10 protein-coding genes are annotated in these 10,525 nt (G+C 67.6%); 9 read left to right on the top strand and 1 reads right to left on the bottom strand.

All coding sequences use genetic code 11. From position 1 onward, the window contains the following. Positions 1 to 400 (bottom strand): Wzz/FepE/Etk N-terminal domain-containing protein (locus tag F0Q34_RS17615; RefSeq protein ID WP_161600933.1); only part of this gene is annotated, 400 nt, incomplete at its 3' end. Between the two features lie 477 nt (positions 401 to 877). Here F0Q34_RS17615 and F0Q34_RS17610 point away from each other — a divergent pair. The 9 genes from F0Q34_RS17610 to F0Q34_RS17570 all read left to right on the top strand — a co-directional run bounded on the left by F0Q34_RS17610 (position 878) and on the right by F0Q34_RS17570 (position 10,507). After that, positions 878 to 2,164 (top strand): hypothetical protein, encoded by a 1,287-nt coding sequence (locus tag F0Q34_RS17610; RefSeq protein ID WP_149813561.1) that lies wholly within the window; start codon positions 878 to 880, stop codon positions 2,162 to 2,164. Beyond that, positions 2,161 to 3,042: an aldo/keto reductase gene (locus F0Q34_RS17605; protein ID WP_149813560.1), complete on the top strand. Its 882-nt coding sequence runs from the start codon at positions 2,161 to 2,163 to the stop codon at positions 3,040 to 3,042. The genes F0Q34_RS17610 and F0Q34_RS17605 overlap by 4 nt, the downstream gene beginning before the upstream one ends. Next, positions 3,039 to 4,754: an FAD-dependent oxidoreductase gene (locus tag F0Q34_RS17600; RefSeq protein WP_149813559.1), complete on the top strand. Its 1,716-nt coding sequence runs from the start codon at positions 3,039 to 3,041 to the stop codon at positions 4,752 to 4,754. The genes F0Q34_RS17605 and F0Q34_RS17600 overlap by 4 nt, the downstream gene beginning before the upstream one ends. Before the next feature lie 27 nt (positions 4,755 to 4,781). Beyond that, the gene (locus F0Q34_RS17595) at positions 4,782 to 5,945 is read left to right on the top strand and encodes a glycosyltransferase (RefSeq protein WP_306419398.1); all 1,164 of its coding nucleotides are present in this window, start codon (positions 4,782 to 4,784) and stop codon (positions 5,943 to 5,945) included. Between the two features lie 195 nt (positions 5,946 to 6,140). Continuing rightward, entirely contained in the window at positions 6,141 to 7,460 is a 1,320-nt protein-coding gene (locus F0Q34_RS17590) for a hypothetical protein (protein WP_149813557.1), read from the top strand. A 123-nt stretch (positions 7,461 to 7,583) separates the two neighbouring features. Next, on the top strand, positions 7,584 to 8,222 hold the full coding sequence (locus F0Q34_RS17585; RefSeq protein ID WP_149813556.1) for a sigma-70 family RNA polymerase sigma factor: 639 nt from the start codon (positions 7,584 to 7,586) through the stop codon (positions 8,220 to 8,222). Further along, on the top strand, positions 8,219 to 8,632 hold the full coding sequence (locus F0Q34_RS17580; protein WP_149813555.1) for a hypothetical protein: 414 nt from the start codon (positions 8,219 to 8,221) through the stop codon (positions 8,630 to 8,632). The genes F0Q34_RS17585 and F0Q34_RS17580 overlap by 4 nt, the downstream gene beginning before the upstream one ends. Next, positions 8,629 to 9,090: a periplasmic heavy metal sensor gene (locus tag F0Q34_RS17575; RefSeq protein ID WP_149813554.1), complete on the top strand. Its 462-nt coding sequence runs from the start codon at positions 8,629 to 8,631 to the stop codon at positions 9,088 to 9,090. The genes F0Q34_RS17580 and F0Q34_RS17575 overlap by 4 nt, the downstream gene beginning before the upstream one ends. A 16-nt stretch (positions 9,091 to 9,106) precedes the next feature. Beyond that, the gene (locus F0Q34_RS17570) at positions 9,107 to 10,507 is read left to right on the top strand and encodes an efflux transporter outer membrane subunit (RefSeq protein ID WP_149813553.1); all 1,401 of its coding nucleotides are present in this window, start codon (positions 9,107 to 9,109) and stop codon (positions 10,505 to 10,507) included. The last annotated feature ends 18 nt before the right edge of the window (positions 10,508 to 10,525 follow it).

Here is a 10,525-nt window from a genome sequence, read left to right as displayed (position 1 = left end):
GCGGCTGGCCGTTCTCATCCGTCTGGGCCGGCAGCAGGCTGGTGATGCCATCGCGCACCCAGGCGGTGACGGGGGCGATCAGCTCGGCGATCGCGGCGCCCAGGCCTTCCTTCTCCGGCTTGTCGGCCAAGCCCAGCTCGCGCACCACATCCGCGGCCAGAGCGCGGGAGCGCAGGATGTCGGCCTCGGTCCGGATGCGCTGGGCACTGGACACGTTGGACGGCACGGTCTGGTTCAGCTCGGGAATGGCCTGGTCGCGGCTCTCGACCAACAGGAGGCCCTCGCTGGCGAAGCGGACAGGCAGGGCCTTGGTCACGGCATAGCCGAGCACGCCGGCAATGAACGCGGTCGTGATCAGGGTCAGCTTGCGTTGCCAGAGCAGGCTCAGAAGATCGGTCAAGCGCATATGTTGTGCCTCATGGGGCCAGTTCGACCATCTGGGTTGGTTGTCCCCTCTTGAGTGGCCGAGGCTCCCGCAAACAGCAGGCAGGAACAGGCCGGGAAGGTGTACGGATATTTAAACCTACGCGTGCTAATCTGTCCAAATAATCATCCATAACTCACAGGAATGTGGCTGGAGCCCCGCATTCCCTCACTTTAGAGAACATCCTGCGCCTGGGAGACAGATAAGCGCGTTCATTACTCTGCTTGTCCAGGCTGCGAGTCCAGCGCGGCTATGCGGTGGCCTTGCGGATCGGCCCCGATGCCTGGAGAACGAAATGCTGTTATTCCTCGCTCCGGTGACGATCCCGGCAAATGATGCCTGGCCGTCCTTTTCCTCCCCTGAGCGGTCCAGCCTCTCTAGCAGAGCTTGGGCCGGTTTGTGGAATGACAGGCTAGTGTCCTCTGTTTCCGATGCATGCAAGGGTTTTCGCTGGTGATCTCTCCTTTGGACATCCAGATCCCGGACAGCAGCGAGCGTGCCGCGGCGCAGGCGCGCTCGGTGACGCGCTGGTTGGTGGTGGCGCTGTTCACCTCGATCTTCCTGCAGCGCTTCGCACTGCCGATTGGTCAGGACGGCCTTGCTTTCAATCTGCTGGTGACAACGCTGATCGTGGTGGGGCTTGCCTTCCGCGGCGTGCTGGTGATGGACGCCACGCGCACGGTGATGTTCTTCGTGCTGTCCGCCACGGTGTCGCTCAGCGCCGCGTTGAATGCCGACAGGGCCTCGATGCCGTCGCTGATCTTGCTGCTGGTCATGTATGCCCCCTTCATGTTCTCGCTTCGGGCGGATCTGGCGGAAGCGGTGTTCAAGGGCTGTGTGCGTGCCTTCCAGATCATGGTGCTGATCTGCGCCTTCATGGGCATCGCGCAGTTCGTCGCGCAATTCGTCATCGGCAGCTCGATCCCCTTCACCTTCAAGGGCATCCTGCCGAACGAGATCCTGCTGCAGAACTTCAACACGGCCAATCCGCTGGCTTGGGATTCGCCCTACTTCAAGAGCAACGGCTTCTTCCTGGTGGAGCCTTCCACCTTCTCGCAATACCTGGCCGTCGCCATTGTGCTGGAATTGCTGTTCTTTGGCGCCACCTGGCGGTTGCTGGTGTTCGGCCTGGCGCTGCCGACATCCTATTCCGGCACGGGCCTGATCCTGCTGGCGCTGCTGACGCCTTGGGTGATGCTGCACAAGCGCGCCTATGGCGCGATCTTTGGTAGCGCATTGTTTGTCATCATTATCGTGGCCACCGGCAGCCTGTGGAACGCCGATGCGCTGTTCAGCCGCGCCAGCGAATTCGGATCGGAGAATTCCAGCGCCAATGCACGCTTCGTGGCCGGCGCCTGGCTGATCGGCGCCTTTCTGCTGGATTCCGGCCGAGACGTGGTGTTTGGCCTGGGGCCAGGTTCCTATGCGCAATACGCGAAGATGGTGACCTATTCGGCGCATGATCCGGCCTGGGCGAAGATGATCTTCGAATACGGGCTGGTCGGTTCCATGGTGTTCTGGCCGTTCTTCCTGATCGCGCTGTTCCGCCAGTCGCCGTCGCGCTGGATCAGCTGGGCCATGCTGATCGGCTATTTCACTTTCGGTGGAATGTTGCTCGACCCAAGGTTGCAGGTGATGCTGCTGCTGTTCTGCGTCCTGCCGAAGCAGCCCGCCCAGGCCCCCGCTGTCAACCCGACGGATGACTGGCTTCCTCCGCTCAACATCCGGCCGGCCGAATGACCATTTCCTCCACTGCCTTGCCTTCGGTTGCCCTGGGCTCCCGCAGCGGGCTCCGCGTATCCGCCATCGGGCTGGGGTGCAGCCGGCTTGGCTCCACCCTCAGCGGCTGCACCGGCCCGGTGGCCGAGCGGCTGCTGCGCCACGCGCTGGATTCCGGTGTCACGCTGCTGGATACCGCCAACATCTATGGCCAGGGCGAAAGCGAGCGGCTGATCGGCCGTGCCCTGCAAGGGCGGCGTGATGGCGTCACCCTGGCCACCAAGGCCGGGCAACGCTTCACCGCGGCGCAAAAGGTGGCGGCCCTGGCCAAGGCGCCGCTGCGCATGCTGGCGCAGCAGATTCCTGCTGTCCGGGACGCCATCGCCAATCGCCGGGCAGGCGCGTTGCCGCGCGATGTTTCTCCCACGCATCTGCAATCATCGGTGGAAGCCAGCCTGCGTCGGCTGCGGACCGATCGCATCGACCTGTTCCTTCTGCACAGCCCCGATGCCGAGGCGATCCGCCGTGGCGAGGCCTTTGCCATGCTCGACGGGCTGGTCCGGGCCGGCAAGCTGCGCGCCTGGGGTATCTCGGTCGATGATGCGGCGGCGGCGGAAGCAGCGCTGGCCGTGCCATCGGTCGCGGCGTTGCAGATCCCGCTTGAACTGGCCGAAACCATGCGCCCGGCGCTGGCCACCGCTGCTGCCCGTGGCATCGGCTTCATGATGCGCGAAATCTTCAACGGTGTTACCACCCGGCCAGATGGCCGAGCCGGCGCGATCCAGGCTGCGCTGGGATTTCCGCAGGCCGTGGCGCTGGTTGGCACCACTTCCCCCGCTCACCTGGATGAGGCCCTGGCGCATCTGCGCAACGCACGCCTCCCGGAGACGACCGCTTGATTCTTGATGCCCTGTCCCTGGCCCCCGACGCGATGCTGGAGGCCGATCTTTGCATTGTCGGCGGCGGCGCTGCCGGCGTGTCCCTGGCCCTGGCGCTGGAGGGCTCCGGCCTGTCGGTGCTGTTGCTGGAGGCTGGCGGCCGAAAATTCGATCCGAAGCAGCAGGACGGGCTGAATGGCGAAGTGGCGGAAGGCTCGGTCCATTCGCCGCCCCACATGTATCGTCGCCGGGTGCTGGGCGGCGCCACCTCGATCTGGGGCGGACGCTGCGTGCCCTTCGATCCAATCGACCTGGAAAAGCGCGATTGGGTGCCCGACAGCGGCTGGCCGATCTCCTGGGATACGCTGAGCCGCTACTACCCCAAGGCGCATGATTTTTTTGAAGCCGGCGCCTACGCCTATGACATCGCCGAAGCGTTCGGCGCCGAGGCGAAGCCGGTGATCGAGGGCCTCGCGGATCCGGACATCCTGTCTTCCCGCATCGAGCGGTTCAGCCGGCCGACCGATTTCGGCAAGGTTTATCATGACCGCCTGGCCGCCTCGAACAACACGAGGCTGGTGCTGAACGCCCAGGCGCTGCGGCTGGAAGCCGGCGGTGGCCCTGTGCAGCTTCTGCGGGCGGCCAGTGCCCCGGGCCGCAACTTTGCCGTCAAGGCACGGCGCTACGTGCTGGCCACCGGTGGGCTGGAAGTGACGCGTCTGCTTCTGGCCTCCGATGAGACGCGGCGTGGCGGCCTCGGCAATGAAGGCGGCGCGCTGGGCCGCTACTACATGTGTCATGCCGAGAACACGCTGGGCCGGCTGCGGCTGACGCCCGCCGACCGGCCGGTCACGCTGGATTTCGAGGTGACGCGGGATGGCACCTATGTGCGCCGCAAGCTGTCCGTTTCCGAGGCGGCGCAGCGGCGCGAAGGGCTGCTCAACACCATCTTCCGCCTGCATTATCCGCTGATCGCCGACCCGGCGCATGGCAGCGGCGTGTTGTCGGCCATGTATCTGGTGAAGGACGCCATTCTTCCCGAATACCGCCGCAAGCTGGCTACCATCGAGATCGCCAACCGCGGCAAGATGAAGCGCGATGCCGGCTTCTGGGCCCGCCACATGGCCAATGTGGTGCTGGATGCCCCAGGCGTGCTGGCCTTCGGGCAGAAATGGCTGCGCAAGCGCACCTTCGCCAGCCGCAAGCTGCCCTTCGTCGTGGTCAAGAGCCGGGATGGCAGCTACCCGCTCGACATCAATGCCGAGCAGGTGCCGAACCCGGACAGCCGCATCACCCTGTCCGACCAGCGTGATGCCTATGGCCTGCCGCGCCTGAAGGTGGATTGGCGGTTGCACCAGGCCGATGTGGACAGCCTGGTGCGCACCATGCGGGTGGCGCGCGATGCCTTTGCCCGCTCCGGCGTGGCCAGGCTGGAGTTTGACGACAACACCATCGAGGCCGAGATGCGCGCTTCCACCCCGGTGGGTGGGCATCATATCGGCACGGCCCGCATGGCGGATTCGCCGCGCAAGGGCGTGGTGGATGCCGATTGCGCCGTGCATGGCGTGCCCAACCTCTACATCGCCAGCGCGGCGGTGTTCCCGACCTGCAGCCATGCCAATCCGACATTGACCATTGTCGCCCTGGCCTTGCGGCTGGCCGACCACCTGAAGGCCGAGGCCCTGCGCGAGGCTGCGCCCGCCCGGCCCGCCCTTGCGGAGCTTGCCCCATGACCCGCTGCCTTTGGCTCGCCCGCACCCATTTTTTTCAAGCTGGCCGGCGCCCTGGCCGGTGCCGGCGCCGATATCACCTTTGTGGGATATGCCGCCGAGGTGCCGCCGCAGCCCATGCCCGGCATCACCTGGCACACCGTGCCTGGCGCGCCGCGGGGCCGGCTGGCCGGCCTGGCCAGCCCGATGCCGCTGGTGGCCGCCCGGCACGAGACGCCCGCCTACCATGCCACGCTGAAGGAACTGGCGGCGCAAGGCCCCTGGGATGCGGTGGTGGTGGACCAGTACGGCATGGGCTGGGTGCTGCGGCAGAAGGAGATCTTCCAGGGCGACCCGGTCTTTGTGTTCATCACCCATGACCATGAGGAAAGCGTCACCGGCATGCAGTGGCGCGACAACACAGCCTCGGTCGGCAAGCGGCTTTATCTCGGCCAGAACTACCTCAAGACCCGCTGGTTCGAGCGCTGGATCGCCCGCAACAGCGACCTCGTCACCACCATCACGCAGCATGATGCGGAACTGTTTGGCGCCAATGCGCCGGGCGTGCCGATGCTGCCGCTGGTGCCGGGCTATGATGGCGTCCGTGTCGCCGAGCGGACCATCGGTCCGGAAACGCCCCGCGCCGTGGTGCTGTTCGGCTCCTATCGCTGGTCGGCCAAGCAGGCGAATCTGAAGATATTCCTCGATCAGGCCGATCCGGTGATGGCCAGGGCCGGGGTCGAGATCCGCGTGGTCGGCGACATGCCGGCGGATTTCCGCCGCACGCTCGAAGGCCGCTACAAGGCGGCGCGTTTCACCGGCTTTGTCGATGATCCGGCACCGCATCTGGCCGCCGCCCGCATGGCGGTGGTGGCCGAGCCGATCGGCGGCGGCTTCAAGATGAAACTGCTGGAATATGTGTTCAACCGCGTCCCCGTGGCCGGGCTGACGGTCTGCGCCAGCGGCCTGCCGGACAGCGTCCAGGCCGAGATGCTGCTGGAGCCGGAGATGCCGGGCCTGTTGCAGGCGGTTCTGAAGCGTATCGACGATCCGGCGGCGCTGAACCTGCAGCAGCAGCGGGCCTTCATCGCCGCCGAGCATGCTTTCGACTGGCGCGACCGGGGGCGGCTGCTGTGCGATGCCATCCAGGAACGCCGGGGCGCGCTGCGGCCGGGCGTGGAAGCGCCTTATGCGGCTGTCGGGACAGCCGTATGAGAAAGCTATCTAGCTAGCTAGATATTTCTGGTATGGCGGGTGGGCTTCGGCGGCCCTCCGTCGCCATGATTTTTGGCAAGGCGCCTTTGTTTCCGCGCCGCAGCAGGGTTCCCGCACCACCGCCATGCAACGACCAATCCCGCCCCTTCCCGCCCCACCCCGGCCAGGACCCCTTCACCAGAGGGGGCGCCACTGATGCTGGGCAACAAGGCGGCCAGGAAGTCCGCGGTCTTCTTTCTGCTGAAGGCGAGCAACACTGCCCTCGCCTCGGTCTGGAGCTTCCTGCTGGCCTATGCGCTGGTGCGCATCGTTGGCCTGGAAAGCTACGCCTTCTTCGCAACCGTGATCGCCTTCGCCTCGCTGGTGCTGCAGGCGGATCTGGGCATCTCCATCCGGCTGTTCGGCCAGTTGCGGCAGAACTTCCTGCACCCCGAGAACGGCTCCCGCCAGGCGCTGGGCAATGCCGTGGCAGCCGCCCTTGCCTCCTATGCGGCAATCGCCGTGTTGGCGACGGTGGTGTTTGGCGTGATGGTGTGGGGGCTCGGCCTCGGCGTCGCGCAGTATCATGCCATCTATCTGCTGCTGTTCGCCGGCTCGGTGCTGCCGCTGCCCTGGATGATCCTGCGGCTGACCGCCAACGCCTTCGACTACTACGTGCTGACCGAGGCGATCGATTGCGTCCGCCGCACCCTGCTGCTGGCGCTGACCGCGGCGCTGGTGATCGGCCTGCCGCTGATGGCCTATGCGGTGTGCTTCGTGCTGCTGTGGCTGGCGGCGCTGGCCGTGCTGTTCGTGATGGCGCGCAAGCGGCTCGACATCCTGACCGGCGCCCGCATCCGCGAGGGCTTCGCCGTGCTGCGCGCCGATCTGAGGGGCATCACTGCCTCGGCGGTGCTGTCGATGTCGGAATTCCTGATCTACATCTATCCCTACTACGTCATCCCGCTGACACACCGGGATGCGCTGGCGCTGGTCGCCTTCGACATGTTCTACAAGGTGACGCGCTTCGCCACGACCGCCTACCTGACCGTCACCGAGACGGTGCTGCCGCACCAGACCCGCGCCTTTCATGCCGGCAACGTGCCGATGCTGCGCAAGATGATGCTGGTGGCCTTCGCCCTGGCCGCCGTGCCAATGATCGGCGCCATCGGCATCATCGGCCTGTTCGGCGACCGCTTCTTCGGCATCCTGCTCGGCAATCCGGATGTGGTGACGCCCTCCATCCGGCTGACCATCTGCGTGATGCTGTTCCTGATGATGGTGCAGACGGTGAGCGGCGCGGTGCTGGCGGGCATCGGGCGGCTGGCGGTGCTGGCCCGCCGCGCCTCCACCACCTTTGGTCTGATGCTGGTTCTGGCCCTGGTGTCCGGGCTGCAGAACTGGACCATCGAGCAGTTCATCGCCGGCTATGCCGTGGTCTACGCTTATGAGGCCTTCGGTTATTTCTGGTCGATGCTGATGATGTTGCGGGAGGTGTCGCGCAAGCGGCATGTGCCGGTGGCCAGCGTCGCATGACGGCGCTGGCGCCGGACGGCGCGATCCCGTAACAGGCGGAAACGCTTCGCCACAAAAAACCAGGGCGTTTGTTCATGGGTTGGCGCTGTCTTGTCCGTATCAGGACCGGACAAAGCGAGAGCCATGCCGGACGCCCTGCCCTTTCCTCCTCTTCCCTGGGAGGCCCCCATCACCGAGCGGCCCCTCCCCAAGGATGCCGGAACGCGGCTGTTGCGCGACCTGCCCGCGGCGGATGACGCAACATTGCTGGGCTGGGCCGCCGCCGGCGACCGGCGGGCCTTCGACCAGCTGGCGGGGCGGCACCTGCCGGTGCTCTACCGCGTGGCGTTGCGCATCACCGGCCAGCCTGCCGAGGCGGAGGAAGTGGTTCAGGAGGCCATGCTGCGGCTGTGGCGCCATGCCGCCCGCTTCGATCCGGGGCGGGCGCAGCTGGGCACCTGGCTGTATCGCATCACCGCCAACCTGGCGATCGACCGGATGCGGCGCCCGGCCGCCCATCTGCTGGATGGGGCGCAGAACCCGGAAGACCCGGCTCCCGACCCGGAAGCCCGGCTCGTGGAGCGGCAGCGCCAGACGCTGCTGGCTGCCGCCCTGGCCGAGCTGCCGCCGCGCCAGCGTGCCGCCCTGGCCCTTTCCTATGACCAGGGATTGAGCGGCGCCGAGGCGGCGGCGGCATTGTCGGTTTCCCCACGGGCACTGGAAGGGCTGTTGCGCCGCGCCCGGCAATTCCTGTTCGTTCGTTTGCGCGGAGCATCCTCATGAAGCCCGGCCGTTTCATCCGGCTGCTCGACACCCATGGCGCCGATCCGGCACGCTGGCCGGAAGCGGAGCGCGCGGCGGCTCTGGCCTTGCTGGAACGCTCGGCCGAGATGCGGGCGGCACATGACGCCGCGGCCGCGCTGGATGCAGCGCTGCGCGACAGCCTGCCGGAGCCCGATCCGGCGGCGCTGGCGCGGATGCGGGGCAGGCTGGCGCGGGCCATGGCACGAGAGCCCCTGCCCAGGGCGGAGCCTGCCCTGCTGCGCTGGCTGCGCCCCTTCGCGCCTTTCGGGGCGGGGGCGCTGGTGACGCTGATGCTGTGCGGGGTGTGGCTGAGCCGCCCGGGGATACCCGAGCCGGATGAGTTCCTCGGCGCGCCGCGCCTGATGGCGATGATGGAGGCCCGGCCATGATGTGGCCGATCTGGCTGAAGCCCATGCTGCTGAAGGGAGCGCTGGGCGCTTCCCTGGCCTTGAATCTCGTTCTGGCCGGTTTGCTGTGGTGGCAGCCTGACCGGCCGCCGCCCAGCCCCGGCCGCCTTCAGGCGCGCATCGAGCGCATTCTGCCCGAGGCGGACCAGGAGGTTTTCCGCCGCGCCATGCAGGCCGGCCGCCTCCACCATGAAGCGGCCCAGGCCCGGCTGCGCGGTGGCTTCGCCGCCGTCCAGGCGGCGCTGGCGCAGCAGCCCTTTGATCCGGCGCGGCTGCGCGCCGCCATGGCGGAATCCCGCGCCCGTTGGGCCGAGTTCGGTGAGCTTTACGAGAACAGCCTGGCGGAAGGGCTTGCCGCCATCTCGCCGGAAGGGCGGCAACAGGTCGCGCAGGACATGGCGCGCGGCGACCGGCATGGCGGCAAGCGCGGGCGGGATTGAGAGAATGATCTTGGGAATGGAACGCCGCGGCGCCGGGCGCGCATTGCTGCTGATGGCCCTGGCCGGCTCGCTGGCGGCCTGCGGACCCAGAGCGGCGCCAGTGATGTCGGGGCTGGAGCCGGGCGCCGCCTTCCGCAATGCCGCCCTCGCCGCCGAGCCGCAATGGCCGGACCCTGATTGGTGGCGCGGCTTCAACGCGCCGGAGCTGGACCGGCTGATGCAGGCGGCGATGGCCGGCAATTTCGACCTCGCCGCCGCCGCCGCGCGCGTGCGGCAGGCGGATGCGCAGCTGCGCATCGCCGGTGCCACGCTGCTGCCCAATGCCGGGCTGGATGCCGGGGTGACGCAGAGCCGCTCGACCGCTGGCAGCAATTTCAATCGGGACCGTAACTCCACCAGCTATGACGCCACCCTCTCGGCCAGCTATGAGGTCGATTTCTGGGGCCGCAACCGCAATCTGCGCGAAGCCGCGGCGCAGGATGCCCGCGCCCGTCGCTTCGACCAGGGCACAGTGCTGCTGACCACCGAGGCCTCCATCGCCAACACTTATTTCGAGGTGCTGGCGGCACGCGAGGAATTGCGCGCCCAGAAGGAGAACCTGGCGGCAGCGCGGCGCATCCTCAATGTCATCCGCCAGCAGGTGAATTTCGGCACCGCCACGGGGCTCGACCTGGCGCAGCAGGAGGCGGTTGTGGCGCAGCAGCAGGCCGCCATCCCCGCCCTGCGGCAGACAGCCGAGCAGGGGGTGAATGCCCTGGCCCTGCTGACCGGCCAGCCGCCCGCCACCCTGACCGTGGCCACCGGCCGCTTCGACGGCCTGCGCGTGCCGGCCGCCGCGCCCGGCCAGCCCTCGGACCTGCTGGCCCGCCGCCCCGATGTGCTGGCCGCCGAGGCAAACCTCGCCGCCGCCAATGCCGATGTGGCCGCGGCCCGGGCGGCGCTGCTGCCCACGATCAGCCTCAGCCTGTCCGGCGGCTTTCAATCCGCCGCGCTGAACACGATCCTGCGGCCGGAAGCGCAATTCTTCTCCCTGGTCGGCGGGCTGGCGCAGACCATCTTTGATGGCGGGGCGCTGCGCGGCCAGGTATCGCTGAGCCAGGCCCAGGCGGAGGAATTGCTGGTGGAATACCGCCGCGCCATCGTCCAGGCCCTGTCCGACACCGAGGACGCGCTGGTCGCCCTGCGCGAAAGCACCGAGGGGGAAGGCCTGCGCGCCGAGGCACTCTCGCGCGCGGCCCGCGCCTATGACATCGCCGAGGCGCAGCTGCGCGCCGGCACCATCAACGTGATCACCCTGCTGAACACGCAGCAGACCCTGTTCTCCGCCCGCGTCAGCCTGGTCCAGGCGCGGCTCGCCCGGCTGCGGGCCGCCGTCGCGCTGTTCCGCGCGCTGGGCGGCGGCTGGCAGTCCATCTGACACGGATATCACCGACCC

This window comes from Teichococcus oryzae (assembly GCF_008386565.1).
GTDB lineage: Bacteria > Pseudomonadota > Alphaproteobacteria > Acetobacterales > Acetobacteraceae > Pseudoroseomonas > Pseudoroseomonas oryzae.
Note: the sequence above shows the minus strand (reverse complement) of the source record. Positions and strands in the feature narration are given on the sequence as shown.